The organism is Pseudomonas putida, from assembly GCF_028682635.1.
Lineage (GTDB): Bacteria > Pseudomonadota > Gammaproteobacteria > Pseudomonadales > Pseudomonadaceae > Aquipseudomonas > Aquipseudomonas putida_AE.
Window position 1 is genome coordinate 207,231 of sequence record NZ_JANHLK010000003.1, and the last position, 26,424, is coordinate 233,654.

Here is a 26,424-nt window from a genome sequence, read left to right on the forward strand (position 1 = left end):
GTGTGTCAGGCAACATCAATGTTGACTGACACTCCCTCTTCGCGAGCAAGCCCGCTCCCACACAGGAACTCATCGTTATCGGAGCACCCCCATGAATTCCTCGACCTACCCTGCCGCCCAGCACGTCATGGTGCTCTACACCGGCGGCACCATTGGCATGCAAGCCAGCGAACACGGCCTGGCGCCGGCATCCGGTTTCGAAGCGCGGATGCGCGAATACCTGCACAGCCAGCCTGATCTGGTGGTACCGCAATGGCGCTTTCGCGAGATGTCGCCGCTGATCGACAGCGCCAACATGACCCCGGCGTATTGGCAGCAATTGCGTGAAGCGGTGGTCGATGCCGTAGACGTGCAGGGTTGCGACAGCGTTCTGATCCTGCACGGCACCGACACCCTGGCCTACAGCGCCGCCGCCATGAGTTTTCAATTGCTCGGCCTGCACGCCCGCGTGTGCTTTACCGGCTCGATGCTGCCGGCCGGCGTAACCGACAGCGACGCCTGGGAAAACCTGGGTGGCGCACTGGTTGCGTTAGACCAAGGCCTGGCGCCGGGGGTGCACTTGTACTTCCACGGCGAACTGCTGGACCCGACCCGTTGCGCCAAAGTGCGCAGTTTCGGCCGGCATCCGTTCAAGCGCCTGGAACGTCAGGGTGGTGGTGTGAAGGTCGACTCCCTGCCGCCAAAGCTGAATTACAACCAGAGCAGACAACTGGCGAAAGTCGGCGTACTGCCGTTGTTTCCTGGAATCGACGCCGAAATTCTGGATGGCCTGATCGACAGCGGCATTCAGGGCCTGGTGCTGGAGTGCTATGGCAGCGGTACCGGTCCGAGCGACAACCCGGGTTTTCTCGCCAGCCTGGAACGGGCACGGGACGCGGGCGTCGTGGTGGTGGCAGTCACGCAGTGCCACGAAGGCGGCGTAGAGCTGGACGTTTATGAGGCGGGTAGTCGTTTGCGGGTGGCCGGTGTGCTTTCAGGTGGCGGCATGACCCGTGAAGCAGCGTTCGGCAAACTGCATGGCTTGCTAGGTGCAGGACTTGAACCTTCCGAGGTTCGGCGACTGGTCGAATGGGACCTGTGTGGCGAGCTGGCTTGATATATACATCCCTCACAATGAGTGCGCTCAAGTTCTTTTCGAGAACTTGAGCCGCCACTTCGAACATACAACTTTACAAATACGATGCAATTATAACTCCCACAACAAAGTCAAGTTAGATACCTTTGCTCAGGCAGGACGCACCTAAACTTGATTACAGGAGTTACATATAATGAGCATTTCATCCAAAGGCTGGACCGCACAAATAGACCGGATGCCGGGCGCTGCTTCTTTCCGCACCTACGGCACCGTAACGGTCGCCAATAGTGGCATTACACCAACGCTGGTCCTGAGTGCACGGCAAGACAAGACCACTAATATACGCCTGGACCTGCTACTCGAAGAATCAAGCGACATGTCGCTGCAGGTTCTAACAGACAAGTTTGTCGAGTACAAAGAAATGGGCAACTCAAACGTCACCGGCGTCAGCATCTTCCATGATGGAAAATTACTGCACCATATAAGTGAAGTAATGATTACCCATTAAGAGCAGTGTATTTCCCACGCTATAGAATTTCCCGCCAGACACGCCAAGTGCATGGCGGGAAACTTCGTCGCTAACTTACGCCTTGCGCTCGTAGCAAATCCGCCAGAGCCTGCGCCTCAACCGGCCGGCTGATCAGATAGCCCTGCACTTCATCACAGCGTTCAGCCTGCAAAAACTCCAGCTGCTCCAGTCGCTCCACGCCTTCAGCCACCACTTTCAATTTCAAGCCGTGGGCCATGGCAATAATCGCCCGGGTAATCGCCGCATCTTCCGTGCCCTCTCCCAGGCCGCGAATAAACGCCTGATCGATCTTCACGTAATCCACGGGGATGCGCTTGAGGTAGCTCAGCGATGAATAGCCAGTGCCAAAATCGTCGATCGCCAGCTTCACCCCCAGATCACGCAGTTGCTGGAAGGTCGCGATAATGTGCTCGACGCTGTCGAGCAACTGGCTTTCGGTCAGTTCCAGCTCAAGGTAATGCGGCGCCAGTCCGGTTTCTTCCAGGACCTGACGTACCAGGCTGACCAGCTTGCCCTGGCGCAATTGATGCACCGACAGATTGACCGACACCCGAATCGCCTCGAGTCCCAGGCGTTGCCACTCACAGGCTTGCCAGCAGGCCTGGCGCAAGACGAACTCGCCGATCGGGCCGATCAACCCGGTCTCCTCCGCCAGACCGATGAAATCCCCCGGCGGCACCCGCCCCATGGTCGGGTGGTCCCAGCGCACTAGGGCCTCGGCGGCATTGAGCCTGCCCGTGGCGAGGCACAGTTTTGGTTGGTAGAACACCTTCAGCTGTTTCTCTTCAACCGCTTTACGCAGATGGTTTTCCAGCTGCAAGCGCTCAAGGGTGCTGGTTTGCAAGCTATCGGTGTAGAACTGGAAATTGTTACCGCCCAAATGCTTGGCGTGCTGCATGGCCATGTTCGACTGACTGACCAATGCGGATATTTCCCGGGCGTTATCCGGCAACAGGCTGATGCCCATGGAAGCACTGACCACCAGCTCATGACCCTCGACGGTCACCGGCAAGCGCAATTTGGCCGACAGGCGCGTGGCCACCCGCGCCAGGCTGGAAAGGTTACCGTAGGCATTGAACAGCACGGCGAATTCATCGCCGGACAAGCGCGCGATGGTGTCTGCCTCAGGTAATGCATTGACCAGGCGCCGGGCCATTTTCTGCAACAGTTGATCGGCCACTTCGTGCCCCAGGCTGTCGTTGAGCTGCTTGAAACGATCCAGATTGATGTGCAACAACGCCAGGCTGCGATAACCGCCCTGACGCACCCGCTGATGCGCCTCGCCCAGCCGTTCGCGGAACATCGAGCGATTGGCCAGCCCCGTGAGTTCGTCGTAATGGGTCAGGTAGCGCATGCGCTCTTCGGATTCTCGCCGTGCCGAGAGATCGGCGAAGAAGCCCACGATATGACTGACATTGCCCCGCACATCGCGTACTGCATTCAATTGCAGAAATTGTGGATACATCTCGCCGTTCTTGCGGGTTTCCACCAGTTCACCCTGCCAACTGCCGTGCTGCTCCAGCGCTTGATGGATCGCACCGTAATGCCGTCGCGCATCACGACTGCAGGGCAACTCGACCACGTTGCGCCCAAGCATCTCCTCGATTTTATAGCCAGTGACCCGGCTGAAGGCTTGATTGACCGCAAGCAGGGCATAACCCGGATCGAAAATCACGATACCTTCGCTGGCGGCCTCGAACACCGTCGCCGCCAACTGCCGTTGCTCCTCCTGGGCCTTGCTGGCACTGATATCGCGCCGCGTGCCCACCATGCGAATCACCCGCCCGTTGTCGGCACGTTCGACCGCCCGCCCACGGTCTTCGATCCACACCCAGTGCCCAGCGCCATGCCGCACGCGATACTCGATCTGGTAGTCCTCGGTGCGGCCCTTCAAATGCTCGACCAACGCCCTTTTCAATGCAGGCAGATCGTCGGGGTGCAGGCGGGGCTTGAGGTGGCGCAGGATAGCCGTCACCTGTTCCGGCTCCAGACCGAACAATTCCTGGATCTGCGTGTGATGGACCTCGTCGGTTTGCAGGTTCCAGTCCCACAGCCCCAGTTCGCTGGCCTTCAATGCCAGCGCAAGGCGCGCCTCACTCTTGCTCAGCGCCTGGTTGGCCGCGTCCAGCTCCAGACTGCGCTGGGCGACACGGCTTTCCAGATCGACCTGGATCTCGCGCAATTCGTCTTCGGCACGCCGACGCTGGTCGATTTCCCGGGTCAGCTTCTGATTGAGCTGGTCGCTGCAGTTCTGCACTTGCTGCAGATGCTCGATCAGCGCCTGATTCTGAAAGCGGCGCAACATCCCACGATCGATCAACCGATTCACTTGCCAGGCGACCACACTCAAAGCGCCGAGCAAAATCAGGCCGAACCAGCCCCAACCGTGTTGCTGGTCGTCCCCGCCCCAGAACATATAGGCGATGGCCGGCAACAGGCAGGGCAAGGTGAAGGACAGGAACGCCGGCAAACTCACCGCGTAGGCCACGCTGGCCGACAGCGCCGCGGCACCGATCAGGCCGAAGACCCACGCTTGTTGAATGAAGTTATCGGCGGGAACCAGGGCAATACCGGCACCGGCCAGGGTCAGGCCAGTGAGACCCGAGCCCAGCAGAAACATGCGTCGCCAGATCGGATGCGCCTGGCGGTTGGGAATCGCCGAATCGAAGGCCGCCACCTGGATCACCCGCAATGCCACCAGCGACAGCAACCACACCAGCCAGACACTGACCAGGAAGTAACGCTGCGGACTCCAGAGCAAACCGGCGCACACCAGGCCATTGATCAACATGAACAGTGTGGGCAGCAAGGAACCCTGGTACAGCAGACGCGTGCGTTCGACCGCCATTTCCATGGCGTATCGTTTACGAATAACCCGGGGCTCCACAGTAGGGCCCGACAGGTCGAAGCTGAGGGTCATAGGCAGTGTTCTTGTTCTTATAATGATGAGCATGAGCCCGAAACGTCGACGGAGCATACACAACGCAATGCCCGGACCAAACCGCTACCGATCAAAAAACAGACAAAAATTGTCGACTGCCAGACGTGGCAGAATGCCTTCAAGCGGGGCTGGCCAACGCTTGCAGCCGATGACTGACCGGTCGTCCTTGGGTAACTTTCATCGGCTAAAGCAAAGCGGGGTTTGCCCGAGCTGACGCGGCCCCCTAGAATGCCCCGATGCGCGATGATCTCTCCCTTCTGCTGAACTCCCTCAACGATGCCCAACGCCAGGCCGTAGCTGCCCCCGTGGGTCGTCAGTTGGTCCTGGCCGGTGCTGGTTCCGGTAAAACCCGAGTGCTGGTGCACCGTATCGCCTGGTTGATCCAGGTCGAAAACGCCTCGCCCCACTCCATCCTGTCGGTGACCTTTACCAACAAGGCTGCTGCCGAGATGCGCCATCGCATCGAGCAGCTGATGGGTATCAACCCGGCCGGTATGTGGGTCGGCACCTTCCACGGCCTGGCGCACCGCTTGCTGCGGGCGCACTGGCAGGAAGCGGGCTTGAGCCAGACCTTTCAGATTCTCGACAGCGACGACCAGCAACGCCTGGTCAAGCGGGTGATCCGCGAGCTCGGCCTGGACGAACAACGCTGGCCCGCCCGTCAGGCCCAGTGGTTCATCAACGGACAGAAAGACGAAGGCCTGCGCCCACAACACATTCAAGCCAGCGGCGATCTGTTCCTGGCGACCATGCGCGGCATCTATGAGGCCTACGAGGCCGCTTGCCTGCGCGCCGGTGTGATCGACTTCTCCGAATTGCTGCTGCGCGCCCTCGACCTGTGGCGTGATCACCCTGGCCTGCTGGCGCATTATCAGAAGCGCTTCCGGCACATTTTGGTGGACGAGTTCCAGGACACCAACGCCGTGCAGTACGCCTGGTTGCGCCTGTTGGCCAAGGGTGGCGACAGCCTGATGGTGGTCGGCGACGACGACCAGTCGATCTATGGCTGGCGTGGCGCGAAAATCGAGAACATCTACCAGTACTCCGAAGATTTCCCGGACGCTGAAACCATTCGCCTGGAACAGAACTACCGCTCCACCGCCGGCATTCTCAAGGCCGCCAACGCCTTGATCGCCAACAACACCGGGCGCCTGGGCAAAGAGCTGTGGACCGATGGCGGCGACGGCGAAGCCATCAATCTGTACGCCGCGTTCAACGAACACGATGAAGCTCGCTACGTTGTCGAAACCATCGAAAGTGCGCTGAAAACCGGCTTGGCTCGCAGCGATATCGCGATCCTGTACCGTTCCAACGCCCAATCGCGCGTGTTGGAAGAAGCCTTGCTGCGCGAGCGCATTCCGTACCGCATCTATGGCGGCCAGCGTTTCTTCGAACGCGCTGAAATCAAGAACGCCATGGCCTACCTTCGCCTGCTCGAAGGCCGTGGCAACGATGCCGCGCTGGAGCGGGTGATCAACGTGCCGGCCCGGGGCATCGGCGAGAAAACTGTCGAGGCGATCCGCGACCATGCGCGCCACAGCGATGTGTCGATGTGGGAAGCGATGCGTCAGCTGGTGGCCAACAAAGGCGTTACCGGCCGCGCAGCCAGCGCGCTGGGGGCGTTTGTCGAGTTGATCGAGAACCTCGCCGCCAAGTGCATGGACATGCCGTTGCACCTGATGACCCAGACCGTCATCGAGCAGTCGGGGCTGATCGCCTACCACGAAGCGGAAAAAGGCGAGAAAGGCCAGGCACGGGTAGAAAACCTTGAGGAACTGGTCAGCGCCGCGCGCAACTTCGAAAACAGCGAAGAGGACGAGGACCTGACGCCACTGGCGGCTTTCCTCGGTCACGCCTCGCTGGAAGCCGGCGATACCCAGGCCGACGAACACGAAGACAGCATTCAGCTGATGACCCTGCACAGTGCCAAGGGCCTGGAATTCCCCTATGTGTTCCTGGTGGGCATGGAAGAAGGCCTGTTCCCGCACAAGATGAGCCTGGAAGAGCCCGGCCGTCTTGAGGAAGAGCGTCGCCTGGCCTATGTCGGCATCACTCGGGCCATGCAGAACCTTGTGATGACTTATGCTGAAACCCGACGCCTGTACGGCAGCGAGACCTACAACAAGGTGTCGCGCTTCGTACGCGAAGTGCCCAAGGGCCTGATTCAGGAGGTGCGGCTGTCCAACAGCGTCAGCCGTCCGTTCGGGGGCAACCAGTCGATGAGCGGCAGCAACCTGTTCAGCGGCAGCGAGATTCCGCAGACCGGCTTCAGCCTGGGCCAGACTGTGCGCCACTCGATCTTCGGTGACGGCGTGATCCTCAACTTCGAAGGCGCCGGCGCGGCGGCTCGGGTGCAGGTTAACTTCAGCGAAGGCAGCAAGTGGTTGATGCTGGGTTACGCGAAGCTGGAAGCGATCTAAGGAAAGCCTGAGAACCCATGTGGGAGCGGCCTTGCTCGCGAAGGTCGCACCGCGGTTCGTCAGGAGCACCGCGTTATCGTTCTTCGCGAGCAAGCCCGCTCCCACAAGGTTACGCGGCGCTGGCATAGGCCTGATCACGGCGGGCGTCATCCTGCTCGCGCTGCGACGCCAGGTATCATTTCCTACAGAACTTATTTACTTATCCTACAGACCAAAGTTAACAGGCCCTATTGCGCTGATTGAAGCTGAATGCAACCTGTCAGGCAAAAGCCCGAAACACTCTGCCGCTAGCCAGTAACACTTCAGCTGTGCAACATGGCGCGCGTGCCTTCCACAAATGGGAATTCCCTATATGAAACGTTTTCTTAGCATCGCCATGGCGTTGTGCATCGGCCTGACGATGAGCCTCGACGCCAATGCCGCCAAGCGCTTTGGTGGTGGCAAAAGCGCAGGCGCTGCGCCGACACATCAAACCAGCCAGATGGCTCCTTCTTCTCCAGGCATGGGCGGCGCAGCAGCGACCGCTGGTGCAGCCGGTGCCGCTGGCGCCGCCGCCAAGGCCGGTGGCGCTTCGCGCTGGCTCGGCCCTCTGGCCGGTATCGCCGCCGGTGGCCTGCTGGCTTCCATGTTCATGGGCGACGGTTTCCAGGGCATGCAGATCTTCGACATCCTGATCATGGCGGTCATCGCGTTCCTGGTCTTCCGCTTCATCGCCGCTCGTCGTCGCAAGCAGCAGGCGCACATGGCTCCAGCTGGCTACGCCCCGCCGATGCAGCGTGAAGCCTTCGAACAGAAACCTGCTGGTGGTTCGATCTTCGGCGGTTCGGCTGCACCGGTTGCCGCTCGTCCGGTAATCAATGCGCCAGCCTGGTTCAATGAGAAGAACTTCATTGAAGCGGCCCGTAACCACTTCCAGTCCCTGCAGCAGCACTGGGACGCCAACGAAATGGACAAGATCTCCGAGTTCGTGACCCCGCAGATGCTGGAGTTCCTCAAGCGCGAACGCGCCGACCTGGGTGACGGCTTCCAGTCCACCTACATCGATAACCTCGTTGTGCAACTGGACGGCGTGGATGATCGCGCCGACAAGACCATCGCCACCCTGACCTTCAGCGGCGTGTCGAAAACCTCGCGTTTCGACCAGGGCGAAGTGTTCAGCGAAAGCTGGAACATGGAACGTGCACAGGGCGAAAACCAGCCTTGGCTGGTGGCCGGTATCCGCCAGAACGGCTGATTCCCCTCCGCGCTTCACTTGCTGTAATAAAAACCCCAGCCTCGGCTGGGGTTTTCTATTTCGCGGTTGCATCTATAGCGAGCTACTGTATAAACCGCCCCATATAAACCGCGCCATACATGCAAGAGGATCCCGGACGTGGAAGAAATCATCGAACAACTGCGTGAAGCCAACGAACCGGTACCGGTCCCCTTGGAGTTGCCCGACGAAGATCTGCTGGTCGAGATCGAAGAACAATTGTTCATCGACATTCCATTCGTCTTCAGAGAATTCCTGCTGACCGTCAGCGACGTGGTCTATGGCAGCCTGGAGCCGGTCACCGTGACTGACCCGCAATCCCACACCTACCTGCCGGACGTTGCCGCCAACGCCTGGGATGCAGGCGTCGATCGCAGCCTGATCCCGATCTGCCAGGATGGCGACGACTACTACTGCGTCGAAGAAGACGGCACCGTGGTGCTTTGGCAGGCCGAAGAAGAGCTGATCGCCGAAGAAACCTGGGAATCGGTATGGCACTGGGCGCGGGACGTCTGGCTGGAAAGCTGAGTCCTTCGCCCCACCTGGTCAATGCCCCGGCGAATCCTTGTGGTTTTCCAGGGTATCGAGCAAGGCCACCTGCATCCGTGTGTGCACGCGGATGAACCAGCGCCACAGCAGCGCCGCTACGGCGGCCGCGACCACGGCGATCAGGACCAGCAACTTGTTGGTCGGCAGAATACTGGCCGACAAGGCTGCCAACAGCAGGAAAATCACCAGCAGCGAGAGGATCGGGATCACTTCGGAGATCACCCGGCGCACTCGCTGCGTGTGACGGCCCGCCATCTCCGGTTTGACGCCCATTTCCGCCAGCAACATCGACAATGCCTTGAGCTTGCGATACGCGGCAATCAGGAATGGCAGCGACAGCAGCAGTGCCCCGCCCCAGATCAACGCTTTCTGCCAGCTCGGGTCGCCGATCCAGCCTTGCAGGTAAGTGGATATGCCTTCGGCGAAGTACGCGCCGGAAAAGAAGATCGCGATGACCAGCGCGAGGTTGACCCCCACCTGCAGCAAGATCCGCCGAATCATCGAGGCCAGCAATGCCCCCTGGCCTTGCGGCTGGATGCTGCGCAGCCATTCGCCATACATGCCCAATACGCGGCCCAGGCGCTGCGGCATCACGGCCGCCAGCTTGATCGACAGAGGGTCTGCTGCCCGGATCAGGTACGGCGTCATTAACGTCGTGAGCACTGAAACCGCCACGGCCACCGGATAGAGGAAGTTACTGGTGACCTGCAGGGTCATGCCCAGCGAAGCGATGATGAAAGAAAATTCGCCAATCTGTGACAGACCCATGCCGACGCGCAGTGAGGTCCGTCCGTCGTTGCCGGCGATAAAGGCGCCAATGCCGCAGGACAGCATCTTGCCGAGCACCACCGCCAGGGTGATCACGGCAATGGGCCAGGCGTATTGCAGCAGGATCTTCGGGTCGAGCATCAGGCCGATGGCGACGAAAAAAATCGCACTGAACAGGTCGCGAACCGGTTCGATCAGGCGCTCGATTTTCAGCAACTGCCGCGACTCAGCCATGATCGCGCCAATCAGGAACGCACCGAGCACCATGCTGTACTCAAGCTTGACCACCAGCAGGCAGAAGCCAAAACACAGGCCCAGCACGGTGATCAGCAGCATTTCGTTGCTTTCGAACTTGGCCACATAGGCCAGCAGGCGCGGCACCAGCAGGATGCCGATGACCAGCGCGACGATCATGAACAGCGACAGCTTGCCGACGGTGGAGAATACCTCGCCCGAACTGACCGTGCCGCTGACCGCGATGCTCGACAGCAAGGCGATGATGCCGATGCCCAGGATGTCTTCGACGATCAGTACGCCGAATATCAACTGCGCAAAACGCTGGTTTTTCATCTTCAGGTCATTGAGCGCCTTGACGATGATGGTGGTCGAGGAAATGGCCAGGATCGCCCCGAGGAACAGCGAGTCCATTGTGTTCCAATCGAACCAGCGGCCGATTTCGTAGCCGATCCAGATCATCAGGACGATTTCCAGGAACGCCGCGATAAACGCCGTGGCACCGACCTTGAACAGCTTGCGCAGGCTGAACTCCAGGCCCAGGCAGAACATCAGGAAAATCACCCCCAGCTCAGCCAGGGTCTTGATGGTTTCTTCGTCGTGGATCAGGCCGAACGGCGGCGTGTGCGGGCCAATGATGAAGCCCGCCACGATGTAACCCAGCACCACCGGTTGCTTGAAACGATGGAAAAGCACGGTCACCACGCCCGCAACCAACATGATCACTGCCAGATCCTGAATAAAACTGATGGCATGCATGGCGTGGGGCTCCTTGGGTGACATGGCGCTTTTCGTGTAGGACTTTTCCCTTTGGTCTGGGCTTTTGCAGGGTAACACCGCGACTACGGGTGCAAAGGCGGTGCAATATATGGAAACAGATCGATTGGGCGTGACGGCGGTCGCCCGCGCGGCGTCCCGATATCTGTTGGTTTGAAAAAACCGCTGAAGCGCCCGCAGAGGTGCGTCCCTCAAACCTTGCCTTGACCCGTGAGAACGCTATGGAACCCGGAAACGCCCAACTGTCGATGACAGTATTGATGACCCCCGACATGGCCAATTTCTCTGGCAACGTGCACGGCGGCACCCTGCTCAAGTACCTCGACGAAGTGGCCTACGCCTGCGCCAGCCGTTATGCCGGCCGCTACGTGGTGACCCTGTCGGTGGACCAGGTGATTTTCCGAGAGCCGATCCATGTCGGTGAACTGGTGACCTTCCTTGCATCGGTCAACTACACCGGCAACACCTCCATGGAGGTGGGCATCAAGGTGGTGACCGAGAATATCCGTGAGCGCTCGGTACGCCATACCAACAGCTGCTTCTTCACCATGGTCGCGGTGGATGACCAGCGCAAACCCGCCCCGGTGCCACCGCTGCAACCTGTAAACAGTGAAGACAAGCGCCGTTACATGCAGGCCCAGCAACGTCGGCAGATTCGTCAGGAGCTGGAAAAGCGTTATCAGGAAATCAAGGGCGACGCCTGAAGCAACAAAGATCGCAGGCAGCGATCTTTTTGCCGCAACGCGGTTACAAACTGATCGGAGTCGCCTCGAACCGCACCCGCGGATGGGCGATCCGGTCCTGCGCCCGAACCAGCTCCAGTTCATAACTGGCGCTGGCCTGGGTTTCCAGCAACACCTCATGCACCGCCGACGCGGCGAATTCAAACGCCGCCACCAGGCTGTCGCCCAACAGGACGCGAGCCAGGAACAATCCGGACGTCAGGTCGCCAACACCCACCGGCTGACGCGGAAACGCCAGCAGCGGACGCTGCAGATGCCAGCTGCCTTCGGCCGTCACCAGCAACATCTCGAAGACATCGGCCTTTTTGCCCGGGTAGTCCAGGTGCTTGACCAGTACCGCCTTCGGCCCACGTGCCAGCAGCGCACGCGCCATCGCCAGGCAGTCGAACAGTGACTGCGGCTTGCGCCCCGAGAAACTGTCGAGCTCCAGTTGATTGGGGCACATGAAGTCGGCCACGCTGGCGGCCTCCTCCAACAGGAAATCGCTGACTTCCGCCGGTACGCTGCAGCCCTTCTCCGGATGACCCATCACCGGGTCACACAGGTATAGCGCCTTGGGGTTGATCGATTTGATTCGCTCCAGCCCCGTCAGTATCGCCCTGCCCTGGGCCGCACTGCCGAGATAACCGGACAGCACCGCATCGCAATTACCCAGCTCGCCAATGGCCGCGATACCTTCTACCAGATCGGGAATCTGGTGCGGCGCCAGCACGTCACCGGCCCACTGGCCATATTGGGTGTGATTGGAGAACTGCACGGTATTGAGCGGCCAGACATTCACCCCGACCCGCTGCATCGGGAAAACCGCGGCACTGTTGCCGGCGTGACCGAACACCACGTGGGACTGGATAGCGAGCAGATGGGGCGTACGTTTCATGCGGTGAGTTATCCGTAAAACGATTGAAATTCAAGCCGCGCAGTATGCGACTAAACGCAGCCTGTACGACAGACCGGCGACACAGTTAAGCTGACACTATCTTGTTGGAGCACCCTGTTGATGCTGACCCTTGGAAATATTTTAGTGCTGATGCTGTTCGCCACCGCGGGGGCCTGGCTGTGGCACAACCATGGCTTGCGCGAACACGCACTGGAGCGGGTCAAGCAGCATTGCGCCAAGCTCGGGATCGAGCTGCTGGATGGCAACGTGGCCTTGAAAAAAATCGCGTTCATCAAGGACGCCAATGGTCGGCGACGTTTGGCCCGAGTGTACAACTTCGAATTTACCGTGACCGGCGAAACCCGCCACAACGGTACCATCACCCAGTTCGGCCCACACAGCGCACAGATCGAGCTGGCGCCTTATCCCGTGCCGTTCGACGATACCCCCACGGTGGTGGACGTGGTCAAGCCACGTGCCGAGGTGATCGAGCTGAGCCAGTGGCGTCAGGAACACACCAAGTGGCGGCCTTGAATCAACAGATCCCACGATCCCTGTAGGAGCTGCCGCAGGCTGCGATCTTTTGATCTTCACCCCAACCGACACCCGTCCAGACCTTTTTGCAGCACCTCAACATCCTGCGACTCACTGAAAATAAGCTCAATCCGCGAATCCTGCCGCCATTCACTCATTCTCCATTCCAGCACCGCATTATCCAACGCATTCGCCGACACCCACCCCCCGGCGCTGTGGATAACCAACTTGGCCCGCACCCATTCAAGCCCTGCAAGCCACCGAGCGATCCTGTCAGCATCAAAGACCTGGCTCGGATGCCAGCGCCAGCCAATGCTCCACCCGCCCTCCTGCTCCTGGCTCAGGCAAATCGGCAGCGCCGGATCAGGCCAGATCGCTGGCAACTGTGCAAGCCCCTTGGGCGTCACGAAGTTATCCACACCCGCCACCGCCCGAGCGTCCAGTCCCGGCAATTGGCTCAAAGGCATGGCCGCCTGGTGCGTCCAGTACAACGGGCGCCTCGGCAATTGCGCGGCGAGTTGCTGACGAACGATTTCATCGAGGTGTTCCGACTTGTTCATCAGCAACAGGCCGGCGCTCTCCAGCGCTTCCTGTTGCGCCGCCGGTAGCGGCTTGCCCGCGGCAAGCGCCTGGGCGTCCAGTACCAGAACACAGGGTTGAACGCTCAGGACACCTTGCCACGGCGCTTCGCGCAACTGCCTGAGCAACTGCGCCGGGTGCCCCAGCCCGGACGGCTCGATGAACAGTCGATCCGGTCGCGCCTTGCGCAGCAAACGGCCGAGACCGACCTGAAACGGCGCACCGTTGACGCAACATAAACAGCCCCCGGCCACTTCACCCAGTGCGATACCATCGGCATCACGGGTCAACAACGCGGCATCGATACCGATCTGACCGAACTCGTTGATCAACACCGCCCAGCGCTCGCCAGCGGGACGTTGTGCCAGCAAGTGCCTGATCAGGCTGGTCTTGCCGGCGCCCAATGGCCCGGCGATGACATGGGTGGGTATGTTCTGCAACATGGTCGAAGGTGTCTGAGGAGGTCAGGATGCGGTGGATAGGATGGTCGTTGCTGCTGGCGCTCAATGGCAGCGAGGCGCTGGCCCAGGCGTGCGTGGTCCACAGTCAGGCGGAACGGCTCGACGTGAAAGTCTGCCAGCAGAACCGCAATATTCCAGAAAAACTCTTCGCCGACGGATTCTGCCAGCCAAACCTTGCAGGGCAGAAAGTCGAGGTGCAGTACGTCGACCATTGCCCTGGTGGGGCGTTCGGTGTGTGCAGCAACGCCCAAGTCGCCAATATGCCCTACCGGCAGGATATTCACTATTACGGTGTTGCCACGGATGCGGCGTACTTGAAGCCGTTTTGCGAAACCCGGAGCCAGGGAACCTGGCTCAAGCCTTGAGGATCAGGCGGCGTCTTCATGCCAAGGGCCGAACGGATCAGGCAACAAGCCCCAACCCTCTGCGTCCAGCAGCATTTCCTCATCGTTCAGCAGGCAGTCGTCGAGCTCTGCGTTGAGTAGTACGAAATCGATGTTCTGGCCGATGAACACCAGTTCCTGCCGGCAATCGCCGCTGGCAGCTTCCCAGTTCTTCAGGATGGCGGCGCTGCTTTCCGGGTCCTGTGGCCACTGCTCCTTCGGCACGAAACGCCACCAACGCCCGGCAAAACCATAACGCATCATCCCACCCGCCTGGGACCAGCTGCCGGCCTCCTTGTGTTTGCTTGCCAGCCAGAAGAAGCCCTTGGAGCGCAGTAGCCGGCCATTGAGCCATGGACCGTTGATGAAATTGAAGAACCGCTGCGGATGGAAGGGACGACGCGAGCGATAGGCAAAGGACGCGATGCCGTATTCGTCGGTTTCAGGCACATGTTCGCCGCGCAACTCCTGCAACCAGCCCGGCGCTTGCGCCGCCCTCTCGAAGTTGAAGCAACCGGTATCGAGGATCTTCTCCAGGGGCACTTCGCCCATGACCATGGGGATGATCTGTGCCTGCGCGTTGAGCCGTTCGAGGATCGCCATCAACTCCTCGCGTTCACGGCGGCTGATCAAGTCGATCTTGCTGATCAGGATGACGTCGGCGAACTCGACCTGCTCGATCAACAGATCGGTGATCGCGCGCTCATCCCCCTCGCCCAGTGTCTCGCCACGGGAAGCCAGGCTTTCGGCGGCCTGGAAGTCGAGCAGGAAATTCATGCCATCGACCACGGTGACCATGGTGTCGAGCCGGGCGATGTCGGAGAGGCTCTGGCCGTTTTCGTCACGGAAAGTGAAGGTCTCCGCCACGGGCAGCGGTTCTGAAATGCCGGTGGATTCGATCAACAGGTAATCGAAACGACCGTCTCGGGCGAGTGCGCCAACCTCCTCCAGCAAGTCTTCGCGCAACGTGCAACAGATGCAGCCGTTGCTCATTTCCACGAGCTTCTCTTCTGCACGATTGAGACTGACATCGCGCTGGACCTCGCTACCGTCTATGTTGATTTCACTCATGTCGTTGACGATAACGGCGACTCTCAGGTCATCTCTATTACGTAATATGTAATTAAGAAGTGTACTTTTTCCAGCACCTAAAAAGCCCGACAGGACTGTCACGGGAAGGCGATTGGGCATCAGGTGTTCCTCACAGGGCCATTCATAAAAAATCTATCGCTGCTCGAATGTTATCATATAACATTACATTAACACTTCAACGATGGATCGACCCCATGAACGCGCTGACTCTGCCGGACATTGCCGCGCAGGCCTCACGCCAAGCCCTGCCACTGGAGTGGGTGGGCATGTGTGGCATTGCACTTCCTGTTTTACTCGATGGCAAACTATTGTCTGCAACGGCTGATGCTGGAGTGAGCCTCGATAATGGCGAGGCTCGGGGTATTCACATGTCGCGGCTGTACCTGGCGCTGGAAATGCTTGAGCACGAAACGCTCTCGCCGGATCTGCTGCGGCGAGTTTTGCGCAGCTTCCTGAACAGTCACGAAGGTCTGTCCAACAGCGCTTACCTGAACATTCACACCGATCTGCTGTTGAAAAGACCGGCACTCATCAGTCCATTGGCTGGCTGGAAAAGCTATCCCGTGAGCATAGAAGCACGTTTGAAAAACGCGATGTTCCACGTGGAACTAAAAATAGCCCTGCCTTATTCCTCAACATGCCCTTGTTCAGCCGCGCTATCCCGACAACTGATTCAACAGCAATTCGTCGATGACTTTGCTGGTCGGGCTTTGCATCGCACCGAGGTACTGGCTTGGCTCGGCTCCGCCGAAGGCATCGTCGCGACACCCCACAGCCAACGCAGCACGGCGCAATTGAGTCTGCGTCTGAACGAGTATCTGGATGAGCTGCCACTGATCGCAGTCATCAACGACGCCGAAGCAGCCCTCGGCACCGCCGTGCAAACCGCCGTCAAACGCGCTGATGAACAGGCATTCGCCTTGGCAAACGGACAGAACCTGATGTTCTGCGAAGATGCCGCTCGGCGCTTGAACCTGGCCCTGAAACGCTCACCCGGCATCCGCGGCTTCCAGATACGGGTCATCCACGCTGAAAGTCTGCATGCCCACGATGCCGTCGCCGAAAGCCGCTGGAACTGGGAGGCCGCCTGATGCGTTCAGGGGCGTTTCTTTAAGGTATTTACCGTGAACGTGGTGTATACCCATATCGGTCTGGTACGCGACTACAAGGGCCCTGCAGCACGAGTTTCGAATGGACACGACAAACGTCTAGATGACAGCGACCGGGGATGGATCTAAGGTTTATCCGCTACGCATGTGATCGAAGCATTCGAGAACAACAATCATGATCCAGATCACCTTGCCCGATGGTTCAATGCGTGAATACGATCAACCGCTGTCCGTGCATGAGGTTGCCGCAAGTATTGGCCCCGGGCTGGCCAACGCTGCGGTAGCGGGCCGGGTGGACGGACTGTTGGTGGACTGTGAATTCATGATCCGGGCCAGTGCCCGGGTCAGCATCGTGACGCCGCAGGAACCCGATGGACTGGAGATCCTCCGGCGCTCCTGTTCGCTGATGCTGGCAATGGCGGTCAAGCAACTGCACGCCCATGCTCAATTGCGCACCGGCTCGGCGCTGGGTGACGGGTTCTTTTGCGAGTTCAGTGTCGAGCGCCCAATGATGAGCACTGATCTGCCGCTGATCGAAGCGCGCATGCAATCATTGGCAGCGACCAACCATTCGATCCGCCGCAGTCAGAGCCACTCCCCGTCTTCCCCCAATCTGTCGCTGTACCGCCTCGGCGACTCCGACTATTTGACCAGCGGCCCGCATGTCCCGACCACCAGGGTCCTGCAGGCCTTTGCCCTCGATCACATCAACGGCACCTTGCAGCAACGCATCTATGGCACCTGTTGGTCCAGTCACCAGGAGTTGCAGCATTGGCGCCTGCCGGCCCATGTGGTGGTGGTCAGCATGGATGACCGTCAGACAAGCTATGCCCACGCAGTGACCGAACGTTTGCGCCGCAGTGGCGTGCGTGCCCTGGCGGATCTGCGTAACGAAAAGGTGCGCCACAAGATTCGCCATCACAGTCAGACGGTGCCGTACCTGGTGGTGGTCGGTGAAAAGGAAAGGGCTGGCGGGTATGTCAGCGTGCGCAATCGCAACGGGGAGGATTTTGGCAGGATGAAGGTTGAGGCAGTGTGTGAGTGGCTGGGTCAGCCGGGAATTGCTGGTGCCTGAACGAACGTCTTCGCGGGCAAGCCTCGCTCCTACAAGGCCAGGCTTGCCCGATAACGTTTAGGCCCGTGGCTTCACAGTCCCGCAGTCCTGACCCAACCAGACCGCGCGGGTATCGAGGCTACCCTTCTGCTGGATGCCGGTGGCGTTGAACGTACCATTGACCTTGGTGGTGAACTCGCGATCGCTGAGGAACGTGGCAACACCCGTGCCCTGGGCTTTCGGGCAGCTGAAACGGAACTTCCACTGGTTACCGGTGCGCTCGGTGATTTGCTGGGTGCAGCCCGATTGCGGGTCGGTCAGGGGAATGTTGTCGCTCTTGACCTGCTCTGGCGTCAGGCACGCCCGAATCCCTTTGCCGCCCATGGTGATGCCCTGTTTCTCCAGCTGCGCGCGCTGTTCAGGGGTCATCTGGCTTTGAATCTGGCCAAGGATCAGTTGCAAATCCGGCAGGTTCTGGTCATCGACTTTCATGTTGCTCGAGGTCAATTCCCACAAACCTGGCTGCAGCATCTGCGCCAGAGCCGCCACAGGAAGTACCAAACCAAATGCCATGGCCAAACCCAGCAGACGAACGTTCATCGAGTAACTCCTGATCAGTAGTGGCCGTTAGACGTCGCCGGCGGGCTTCGGTTCATGGGCCAATTAAATAGCGACATTCTGCACGGAACATGGTCTGTTAAGCATTGAATCTTCAGGAGCAAGGCTGCCCCCATGGATTATTTTGGACCGCATGTTTTTGGCTACGTCATCGCCCTGTTGCACTCATTGGGCTTGATTGCGGCAATCCACGCCGTATTGACCGTCCGCACCGCCCAAGGCTCGATTGCCTGGGCTTTGTCATTGTTGTTCATGCCCTACCTGACACTCATCCCCTATCTGGTATTCGGCCGCAGCTCCTTCGACGCTTATATCAAGGCACGGCGCCAAGCCAACGAGGAGATGCGCAAGGCTGTCTCTGAACTCAACTGGCGGCCATGGGTGGAGGAAGCCCTCACCGCCCGCGCTTCCAGCGCCTACGCATCGCTAAGGGCGATGCCGAAGCTGGGACGCATGCCCTGCCTGGCAAACAATGAAGTGCACTTGCTGATCAATGGCCAGGCGACCTTCGAGGCGATTTTCCACGCCATCAGCCAGGCCAGAGAAGCTGTGTTGGTCCAGTTCTTCATCATCCACGATGACCGCCTGGGCCGACGCCTGCGCGACCTGCTGCTGCAAAAAGCCAGCGAAGGCGTGTCGATTTACCTGCTCTACGACCGTATCGGCAGCCACTCCCTGCCCCATGGTTATGTCCAGTCGCTGCGCGATGGCGGCGTTGCGGTCAAAGCCTTCGCCACCCGCAGCGGCTGGCTCAATCGCTTCCAGGTCAACTTTCGCAACCACCGCAAGATCGTGGTCGTCGACGGCATTCTTGGCTTTGTCGGTGGCCACAACGTAGGCGACGAATACATGGGCGAGAAACCACCCCTGGCACCGTGGCGCGATACCCATGTGCAGGTACGGGGGCCGGTGGTGGCCTGCATGCAGGAGTCCTTCGCCGAAGACTGGTTCTGGGCGGCCCGGGAATTACCACAGCTGATTCTCCCGGAGGTGTATCCGGACGACGGAGTGCTTTGCCAAATGCTCGCCAGCGGCCCGGCGGACGCCTACGAAACCTGCTCGCTGTTCTTCGTCGAAGCGATCCATGCAGCGACCGAACGCGTGTGGATCACCAGCCCTTATTTCATCCCCGACGAAGCGGTCCTCGCGGCGTTGCGCCTGGCGGTCTTGCGCGGCGTCGATGTGCGGCTCCTGCTGCCGTCGCGGCCCGACCACCGCATCGTCTACGCCGCTTCCAGCCTCTATGCCTTCGAAGCCGTGCGCGCGGGTGTGCGGGTGTTCCGCTACGAACCCGGGTTCCTGCATCAGAAAGTGGTGCTGATCGACAGTGAAATCAGCGCCATTGGCAGCGCCAACATGGACAACCGTTCGTTTCGCTTGAATTTCGAAGTGATGCTGCTGACGGTCGACAGGGCGTTTGCCGCACAGGTGGAGCAGATGCTCAATGACGACTTCGACCTGGCACACGAAATCGCCAAGGATGAAGGCCGGGAGACCCGCCGCTTGCAGCAGGTCGGCATGCGGGTCGCCCGGCTTATTTCACCCATCCTCTAGGGATTGTAGATATCGTCTCGCGTCCACGGCAGCTCATGGCTGCCATCGGCGTGGGCCTTCACCGCGAGAATCTGGTGCAGGTTGATCCAGCCACGGGCGAAGGCGTAGGCACAGCCGGCCAGGTACAGGCGCCAGATACGCAAGGCTTGATCAGGCACCAGTTTCGAAGCGGCCTCAAGGTTGTCTTCCAGGTGTTCGCTCCAGTGATCCAGGGTCCGCGCGTAATGCAGGCGCAAACTCTCGACGTCGACGATTTCCAGCCCTGCTTCACTGATCTCGGCAGAGATCATCGACAGGTGCGGCAGCTCGCCGTTGGGGAACACGTATTTCTCGATGAACTCACCCGCACCGCGCCCAACGGGACGCCCATCGGTGTGCTTGGCGGTGATCCCGTGGTTCATCACCAGGCCGCCCTCTTTCACCGCGCCGAACAGGGTTTTGCAGTACTCGGCCAAGTTCGCATGACCGACGTGTTCGAACATGCCGACGCTGACCACCTTGTCGAAGCGCCCGTCCTGAGGCAGGTCGCGGTAGTCGAGTAACTGCAGCTCGACCAGGTCCTCCAGGCCTTCCTCTTTAACACGCTCACGTGCCAGGTCCAGTTGCGCTTTACTGAGGGTAATCCCGAAAACTTTCGCACCGAATTCACGAGCCGCATACCGCGCCAACCCGCCCCACCCGCAACCGACATCCAGCAAATACTCGCCAGGTTGCAGCCGCAACTTGCGACACAGGTGGCGGAATTTTGCTTGCTGGGCTTGCTCAAGGGTTTCGCTGCCGGTCTCGAAATAGGCGCAGGAATAGGCCATGTCGCTGTCGAGCCACAGCTGATAAAACGCGTTGGACAGGTCGTAGTGGTAGGAAATCGCCTTGGCATCCGTCTCCTTGTCGTGGGCGGTGCGCACAGGCTGGCTGTCGAGATCACCGAGCAATGCATGACTCCACTCATCACAGACGCGGATCACGTCACTGATGGAACCTTCCAGCTCGAGTTTGCCCTCGACGAACGCCGCCCCGAGCGCGTCCAGGCTAGGGTGGGTGAACTGGGACACCATTTGTGGGTCCTTGACCACAATTGTGACACTGGGCGTCGGCCCCAGATTGAATTCGTGGCCGTCCCAGAGTCGCAGGCGTAACGGTAACTGCAGATTCTGTAAGGCCGGTGGAAGTTGCGCGAGCATGGAAAATCCCCCTTGTTTCAGACGTCTGCTGTGAGATTAGTCCATCCTTGAAAAATAGCTGGCTATCGATTGGATAGCGGTCCCCTATGAGTCCAAGACTGGCCTGAATTCACAGAAATGACCGCTCTCACCTAAAGTGACTGCAAATCCGGCGTACAGTTCTGAATTTCTCAGAACCCGTCCTTGAGCTTGAGCAAAGGCTCCTGAAAGCGCAGTAAACGCCCGGCATTACCCAACACCAACAACGTACTGAGGTTATGCAGCAACGCCGCGATCATCGCACCGGCTGCCCCGAGCCAGCCAAACGCCGCGAAAGCCACGATTGCCAAGGTCCAGCCCAGACCGATGATCACGTTGACTTGCAAGGTCTGACGACACTGACGACTCAAGCGCACGCAGGTGCCGAGGCGACGCAGGTCGCTGCCTATCAACACGATATCTGCGGAAGCCAGCGCGATGTCTGCCCCGCCCGCGCCCATCGCCACACCAACAACGCCAGCCTTGAGCGCCAGGGAATCGTTGATGCCATCGCCCACCACCATGGGACGAAAACCGTTACTGATTTCTTTCAGCACGCGATTCAGTTTGTCCTCGGGCATGGCCTGCGCCTCGACTTCACTGATGCCGACATCCCGGGCGAGCGCGTGAGCAACGCTGTGCCGGTCGCCGGTGAGTAACAGCTGGCGACCCAAGCCAAGGTCCCTGAGCTCGCCCAAGGCAAACTTCGCTTCGGGTTTGACGCTGTCGGCCAACAACAGCCAGGCGAGAAACTCACCGTTGAGCGCCAGCCCGGCAATGGGGCCGTCGTGCCCAGGGACGTCTGAGGTCGTTATACCCAACTGGGCGAACAACTCCGGCCGCCCAAGCGCGGCCTCGCCCTGCACCGTCATGGCCACCACCCCCAGCCCCTGACGCTCGTGAATATCCGCCAGCGGCAGAAAATGCTCTGGTGTCACCAGCCCGGACAGCGCCCGGCTGACCGGGTGACTGCTGGCGGAACCGAGGCTGGCGGCGAGTTTCAGGACGTGGTTGCGATCCGCCAACGGGCTGTCGATGGATTGCAGGCGCAAGGTGCCAAAGGTCAGTGTTCCGGTCTTGTCGACCACCAGCGATGTCAGATCTGCCAGCTCCTCGAGAAACGCCGAGCTGCGAATCAGAATGCCGTGTCGCGCTGCCACCGCTACCCCGGCAATGGCCGTTGCGGGTGCCGACAACACCAACGCACAAGGACAGGCAGCCACCAACACTGCGAGCATGGCCTGGGCATCGTTGGTGATGAACCAGGTAACAGCGGCCAACAGCAACACCAGCACCAGATAGCTGCCAGCGTAACGCTCCAGCAACCGGGTGATCGGCGGCTTTGATCGCTCGGCGTTCTGCATCAGCGCGATCACTTTGCCGAGGGTCGATTCGTCGCCGGTTCGAGTCACTTCAATGCGCAGCAGGCCGTCGAGATTGATCGCCCCACCAAATACGGCCATGCCGATGCCCGCCTCCATCGGCACTGACTCGCCGGTAATGGATGCGGTGTCCAGGCTCGCCTGGCCGGACAACACCCGGCCATCCGCCGGTACCCGATCACCCGCTCGGACTTCCACCCGATCGCCCGCCCTCAGCGTAGCGTTGTCGACCTCGACGACGGAGCCGTCAGCCTGAACCTTGCGCGCGTGGCTGCGTGTCAGTTTGCCGAGGGCATGAATGGCTTCCTGGGAACCGATCACGCTGCGCTCTTCCAGCACATGGCCGAAGATCATGATGATCGGCAGCAATGCTGCAGTCAGCAAATCGCCTGTCGCCCACGCGCCGAGCATGGCCAAGGCGATCAATTGATCGGTGATGCCGTGCAGACTCGGATACCGCAAGCTGTACCAGGCCGAACGCATCACGGGCACGGCCACCAGCACGGAAGCAAAACCCAGCAGCAATTGACTGACCCCGGTCTGTTCCGGCGACAGCCAGCGCCATACGAGGCCCAGCGTGAGCAAGCCGAGTGCGAGCATGGCCAGGGTCAGTTGGCGCGCGGCGCTACGTTGTTCTGCAGAGGACAACAGGCTCGGTGCAGCGGCGGATTGAGCGGTCATTGTGCAGCTCCCTGGATGATCAGGCGGGAATCGTCTTTCGGATCAACCGTGGTGACTGAGCCGGCCTGACCGAGAATTTTCGGCATCCGCTCGCGGTAGATTCGCAGCAACATTTGCGGGTCCACACCCGTTTGTTGCGTGCTGGCCAGACTCGTCACCGTGGCGGTATCGGCAGACGCTTTCGCCAGCCGTTCACTCGCCTGGGCGTGGGCGACTTGCAGTGTGCGATCGGCTTGTTCGTTGGCGGCCTGGATCAGCTTCTCGGCTTCAGTGCGCGCGTTGGCCACGGCACAAAACCACCTGTTCAAACGGTTGCGGCCAAGCCAAAAGCAAACCGGCATTCTGGATGCGATCCAGCGCGCCGAAGTGCAAAACCACCGCGCGATTCTGTGGATCAATCTGCCGCACATTGGAAAACGCCCACACCAAAGCGGCCAACACCGTTACCGCATACAGGGCGAGAAACGCCAAGCGTCCGGCCTGAATCCACGGGCTGCTCACCTCAATTGTTCCACGTGGAACCAAATTCATGGCTTCGGTCCGGGTCTGTTTTCGAGCGTAGGAGGACCTTCAACCAACGCGCGGAAAGGCGCGGCATCGGTACGCAGGATCAATTTCGTCCCCGGCTTGACCACGGTGCCGAGGGTGTCGAGCGAGCGCAGCAGGTTGTAAAGCTCTGGTGAGCTGGCGTAGGCGCGACCATAAATCTGCGCAGCTTCGACCCGGGATTGCGCCTCGATGTCAGCCGCCTTGACCGTGGCATCGGCCTGGATGATTCGCGCATCACGTTCAGCGGCAGAGCGAATTTGCGCCGCTTCGCGCTTGCCGATGGCGGTGCGTTCAGTGGCGATGGTTTCACGCTCGGCACGCATGCGATCGACCGTCGCCGTGAGCGTGACCGACGGCAAGGTCAAGCGCTCGATGCCCACTTGCAGCACTCGCACGCCATAGGTGGCCAGCAACTGCTGATCAATCTGCTTACGCAACTGCGCTTCGAAATCGGCGATGTGCACCTGATTGGCGTCGGTGTTCACAAGGTTAGCCAGATCGAAACTGCTGGCCGTCGTTTCCAGGGCCGAGCCAACGAAGGTGCGAATCTGCCGTGCCGCTTCGTCCGGCTGGTTTTGCACCGCACGCATGAAGCGCTGCACATTGTCCGGATCACCCTGCACCTGCCAGGCCACATAAGCCTGAACGATGATGCGCAAACCATCGCGCGTACCCACATCCTGTAAACCACTGGATGTCGTGCGCAACCGAAGATCCACAGGGATCGCTGCTTCGAACGGCGCCGGCCAGCGCCAGCCAAGGCCCGGTTCCAACAACACTCGCGAGGGGTTGCCGAAACGCGTTATGACCGTGGCTTCCCCCGATCGTACCTGCACCAGGCTCGCGGCCGCCACGGCAAACGCCACCAATAAAACTGCCCAGCCCATGCGTCGCCAAGGGAATGGGCCGGCTTCCTGTGGATCGCCGTGGTGGTGATGGTGATGACCGTGGTGATGTCCGCCATGGCCGTGATCGTGGCCACTGTGGTCGTGATCATGAGTAGGTAGCTGGCTCAATGGGCGGCTCCTGGCTGAGCAGTTTTACGCGACAGCGCAGGGTCTGCCGGCAACGTGAACGTACGGAGATCGATGGTCGGCGCATTGTTGTTGCCGCCCAGGCGATGATCGAGGACCAACAGCCTGGCATTGGTCAGGCCCTGGGAAAGTTGACTGAGGTATTGCTCCAGCACGAAGGCCTGGCCGGCATTCGCATAGGCCTTTTGTTCGGCGGTAAATTTCAGGTCGGTGGCTTTGGCCGTCGCGTTGATTTCATGGGCAGTCGCCATGGCCTGGTCTCGGGCAATGCTCGCTTGCAACTGCGCCTGGTGGGTGGCCTCAGCGGCAGCTCCACGTTCACGGGCGATCAAGGCCTGCGCGCCGATCTGCGCTGCTTGCACACCGTGATAGGCATTGGCGGCCCCCGCAGGGGGATGAATGGCTTCGACTACCGTGGCGAGAATTTCCACACCGCTGTCGAGTTTTTCCAGGTCGGCCTGAACGGCACGGCCAATCTCTTCGGCCAGCCCTACCCGATCCTCACCGAGCAAACCGTCGAGGGTTCGTGAGGCAAAGTCGTGGACCAGAATGCGGCTGGCGGTACTGCGAATCAGGGTCGGCACATCGGCGCTGTTGTAGGTCGCCGCCAATGCCGCCTGATCGCTCAAACCGATGCGATAAACAAAACGCACGTCCATGTTGACGATCTGGAAGCTCTGCTTGTCGGCACGGCTGCTGGCAATCACCTGGGATTTGTCATTCACATGGCTGGCGTCCCACAACCGGTTGGCGGTCATTGGTGCCGGGCCGTCGGCGGGGTCTGCCTGCACCGGTACCGACGTTTCGCCGACACTGGTGGCCAACTCGTGAACCACTCCGTTTTCGACAGCCAACACCCGGCCCAACGGCCACGGTATACCTGCGTGCAAACCTGGCCCCAACACGGTTACCGGTTTGCCGAAGCGCTCGTAGATACCCCGCCCTTGCAGCGGTATTTCGTGGACACCGGTCAGTGACCAACCGACGAAGGCCACGACGCCCAGCACAGGCATAAATGCCCGGCGCATGTAAGTGAAAGCCCAGACCTGCCGAAGGTCGATGCCGAAGCGATTGTGCAATTCGCGTTGCAGCGCCAGCAACGGCTGCGGCGGCCAGCGCAACAAGTCGGTGCCAAAACTACGCGCCAGCAAAGGAGGTTCCAATTGTTCGCGGTGAGGGCTGAACAGTGACAGCACGGCACGCAGCAGTAACTCGAAGGCAACGAACCCCGGCAGCAGGCCGGTCAGTACCACCAGGCGCACCGGCCAAACCGACGTTTCCTTGACGAAGAACAGGCATGCCGCGCCCAGTACCAGGCTGATGATGACCATGCGAGTCAGTTGCGCCAAGGTGCCTGCCTCGGGCCATTGAGCGCCGTTTTCCTGAGCCAGCTGACGCTCCAGAACCAGCAAACCAAAGGCCAGCGTTAACGCCACGGTCGCACCGATAGTGGCCGACACTCCCAGCGCCGCGGGCGGCAAATCAAGGTTCCATGCCTGTTCGACGCACAGCAATGCCAGCAACGCCCAACCACCCAGCCACAGCGTCGGGGCACCGATTTTCCTGAGTAGCATCAGCCAACGCTGACTGAAATCCTCCAGCAGCCGTTCGTACCAGCCCTCAGGAACTTCAGCCTCGTCAGCGTCGGCCACCGGTGCCAAGGGATTCATCGCGCGCGCACGCCATTGCGTTACCCACCAGGCGGATTGCAAGCCAGCGACTAACACCAGCAACGCGGCGCACTGATTGAACAACAGAGCAGGCCAAAGGGATAACGGCGCAAACAACCCGATAAAAAACCCCAGCACCAGGCCCAGAGCCGCGATCGCACCCAGGCCGATGGCGAATCGGCGCAATCGTTGCCCTTGAAAAACCGCCTGCTGAAAGCGCGGCAGCCTGGCTACCTGCGCTCCATCATCACCCTCTTCGAGATCGACTTGCATACCACCCCAGTGTTTATCTTTGCCCCATCTAGTTACGATATAACAGTACTGGTGAAATTTTCGTACTCAAGTCGCCCTATCTAAAGA

General features: G+C 60.0%; 21 protein-coding genes and 1 pseudogene. 11 read left to right on the forward strand and 11 right to left on the reverse strand.

The genetic code is table 11. From position 1 onward, the window contains the following. Window positions 1–91 precede the first annotated feature (91 nt). Together NPS56_RS05240 and NPS56_RS05245 are read left to right on the forward strand one after the other, a co-directional pair. A complete protein-coding gene (locus NPS56_RS05240; RefSeq protein WP_274073747.1) occupies window positions 92–1,096 on the forward strand; it encodes an asparaginase in 1,005 nt (334 codons plus the stop codon). Window positions 1,097–1,268: 172 nt separating this feature from the next. Then, window positions 1,269–1,583, forward strand: a complete 315-nt coding sequence (locus tag NPS56_RS05245) for a hypothetical protein (protein ID WP_274073748.1) — start codon at window positions 1,269–1,271, stop codon at window positions 1,581–1,583. A 70-nt stretch (window positions 1,584–1,653) separates the two neighbouring features. Here the strand turns inward: NPS56_RS05245 and NPS56_RS05250 are convergent, their stop codons facing one another. Beyond that, a complete protein-coding gene (locus tag NPS56_RS05250) occupies window positions 1,654–4,524 on the reverse strand; it encodes an EAL domain-containing protein (protein ID WP_274073749.1) in 2,871 nt (956 codons plus the stop codon). Window positions 4,525–4,781: 257 nt separating this feature from the next. Between NPS56_RS05250 and uvrD the strand changes: the two genes are divergently transcribed. The 3 genes from uvrD to NPS56_RS05265 all read left to right on the forward strand — a co-directional run bounded on the left by uvrD (window position 4,782) and on the right by NPS56_RS05265 (window position 8,745). Further along, the gene (gene uvrD, locus NPS56_RS05255; protein WP_274073750.1) at window positions 4,782–6,965 is read left to right on the forward strand and encodes a DNA helicase II; all 2,184 of its coding nucleotides are present in this window, start codon (window positions 4,782–4,784) and stop codon (window positions 6,963–6,965) included. Window positions 6,966–7,317: 352 nt separating this feature from the next. Then, window positions 7,318–8,199: a Tim44 domain-containing protein gene (locus NPS56_RS05260; RefSeq protein ID WP_274073751.1), complete on the forward strand. Its 882-nt coding sequence runs from the start codon at window positions 7,318–7,320 to the stop codon at window positions 8,197–8,199. A 138-nt stretch (window positions 8,200–8,337) separates the two neighbouring features. After that, entirely contained in the window at window positions 8,338–8,745 is a 408-nt protein-coding gene (locus NPS56_RS05265) for an SMI1/KNR4 family protein (RefSeq protein ID WP_003187120.1), read from the forward strand. Between the two features lie 18 nt (window positions 8,746–8,763). Here the strand turns inward: NPS56_RS05265 and NPS56_RS05270 are convergent, their stop codons facing one another. Further along, window positions 8,764–10,527: a cation:proton antiporter gene (locus NPS56_RS05270; RefSeq protein ID WP_274073752.1), complete on the reverse strand. Its 1,764-nt coding sequence runs from the start codon at window positions 10,525–10,527 to the stop codon at window positions 8,764–8,766. A gap of 239 nt (window positions 10,528–10,766) precedes the next feature. Here NPS56_RS05270 and NPS56_RS05275 point away from each other — a divergent pair, with 239 nt between their 5' ends. Continuing rightward, window positions 10,767–11,249 carry an acyl-CoA thioesterase gene (locus NPS56_RS05275; RefSeq protein WP_020797950.1) on the forward strand — a complete coding sequence of 161 codons (483 nt, stop codon included), beginning with the start codon at window positions 10,767–10,769 and terminating at the stop codon, window positions 11,247–11,249. Between the two features lie 43 nt (window positions 11,250–11,292). On the opposite strand, the gene pdxY is transcribed toward NPS56_RS05275, so the two are convergent. Beyond that, window positions 11,293–12,165 (reverse strand): pyridoxal kinase PdxY, encoded by an 873-nt coding sequence (gene pdxY, locus NPS56_RS05280; protein ID WP_274073753.1) that lies wholly within the window; start codon window positions 12,163–12,165, stop codon window positions 11,293–11,295. Window positions 12,166–12,285: 120 nt separating this feature from the next. Between pdxY and NPS56_RS05285 the strand changes: the two genes are divergently transcribed. Further along, entirely contained in the window at window positions 12,286–12,699 is a 414-nt protein-coding gene (locus tag NPS56_RS05285) for a DUF3301 domain-containing protein (RefSeq protein WP_274073754.1), read from the forward strand. Between the two features lie 56 nt (window positions 12,700–12,755). On the opposite strand, the gene NPS56_RS05290 is transcribed toward NPS56_RS05285, so the two are convergent. After that, the gene (locus NPS56_RS05290; RefSeq protein ID WP_274073755.1) at window positions 12,756–13,721 is read right to left on the reverse strand and encodes a CobW family GTP-binding protein; all 966 of its coding nucleotides are present in this window, start codon (window positions 13,719–13,721) and stop codon (window positions 12,756–12,758) included. 26 nt (window positions 13,722–13,747) lie between these two features. On the opposite strand from NPS56_RS05290, the gene NPS56_RS05295 reads away from it, so the two are divergent. Beyond that, a complete protein-coding gene (locus NPS56_RS05295) occupies window positions 13,748–14,104 on the forward strand; it encodes an NADH:ubiquinone oxidoreductase (RefSeq protein WP_274073756.1) in 357 nt (118 codons plus the stop codon). 3 nt (window positions 14,105–14,107) lie between these two features. On the opposite strand, the gene zigA is transcribed toward NPS56_RS05295, so the two are convergent. Then, the gene (gene zigA, locus NPS56_RS05300) at window positions 14,108–15,313 is read right to left on the reverse strand and encodes a zinc metallochaperone GTPase ZigA (protein WP_274073757.1); all 1,206 of its coding nucleotides are present in this window, start codon (window positions 15,311–15,313) and stop codon (window positions 14,108–14,110) included. A 95-nt stretch (window positions 15,314–15,408) separates the two neighbouring features. Here zigA and folE2 point away from each other — a divergent pair, with 95 nt between their 5' ends. Together folE2 and NPS56_RS05310 are read left to right on the forward strand one after the other, a co-directional pair. Then, entirely contained in the window at window positions 15,409–16,305 is an 897-nt protein-coding gene (gene folE2 / locus NPS56_RS05305; protein ID WP_274073872.1) for a GTP cyclohydrolase FolE2, read from the forward strand. 193 nt (window positions 16,306–16,498) lie between these two features. After that, a complete protein-coding gene (locus NPS56_RS05310; RefSeq protein WP_274073758.1) occupies window positions 16,499–17,398 on the forward strand; it encodes a His/Gly/Thr/Pro-type tRNA ligase C-terminal domain-containing protein in 900 nt (299 codons plus the stop codon). A gap of 57 nt (window positions 17,399–17,455) precedes the next feature. On the opposite strand, the gene NPS56_RS05315 is transcribed toward NPS56_RS05310, so the two are convergent. After that, on the reverse strand, window positions 17,456–17,977 hold the full coding sequence (locus NPS56_RS05315; protein WP_274073759.1) for a DUF3617 domain-containing protein: 522 nt from the start codon (window positions 17,975–17,977) through the stop codon (window positions 17,456–17,458). Between the two features lie 132 nt (window positions 17,978–18,109). On the opposite strand from NPS56_RS05315, the gene cls reads away from it, so the two are divergent. Beyond that, window positions 18,110–19,549: a cardiolipin synthase gene (gene cls / locus NPS56_RS05320; protein WP_274073760.1), complete on the forward strand. Its 1,440-nt coding sequence runs from the start codon at window positions 18,110–18,112 to the stop codon at window positions 19,547–19,549. On the opposite strand, the gene cfaB is transcribed toward cls, so the two are convergent. The 5 genes and pseudogenes from cfaB to hflK all read right to left on the reverse strand — a co-directional run bounded on the left by cfaB (window position 19,546) and on the right by hflK (window position 26,337). Continuing rightward, window positions 19,546–20,730, reverse strand: a complete 1,185-nt coding sequence (cfaB, locus tag NPS56_RS05325; protein ID WP_274073761.1) for a C17 cyclopropane fatty acid synthase CfaB — start codon at window positions 20,728–20,730, stop codon at window positions 19,546–19,548. The genes cls and cfaB overlap by 4 nt on opposite strands. A gap of 170 nt (window positions 20,731–20,900) precedes the next feature. Beyond that, window positions 20,901–22,811 (reverse strand): heavy metal translocating P-type ATPase, encoded by a 1,911-nt coding sequence (locus tag NPS56_RS05330; RefSeq protein ID WP_274073762.1) that lies wholly within the window; start codon window positions 22,809–22,811, stop codon window positions 20,901–20,903. Next, window positions 22,808–23,342 (reverse strand): annotated as a pseudogene (locus NPS56_RS31285) (hypothetical protein). The gene NPS56_RS05330 and the pseudogene NPS56_RS31285 overlap by 4 nt, the downstream one beginning before the upstream one ends. Further along, entirely contained in the window at window positions 23,339–24,376 is a 1,038-nt protein-coding gene (gene hflC, locus NPS56_RS05345) for a protease modulator HflC (RefSeq protein WP_274073764.1), read from the reverse strand. Before hflC ends, NPS56_RS31285 begins: the two are co-directional and overlap by 4 nt. Further along, the gene (hflK, locus tag NPS56_RS05350) at window positions 24,373–26,337 is read right to left on the reverse strand and encodes a protease modulator HflK (RefSeq protein WP_274073765.1); all 1,965 of its coding nucleotides are present in this window, start codon (window positions 26,335–26,337) and stop codon (window positions 24,373–24,375) included. Before hflK ends, hflC begins: the two co-directional genes overlap by 4 nt. Window positions 26,338–26,424: the final 87 nt, after the last annotated feature.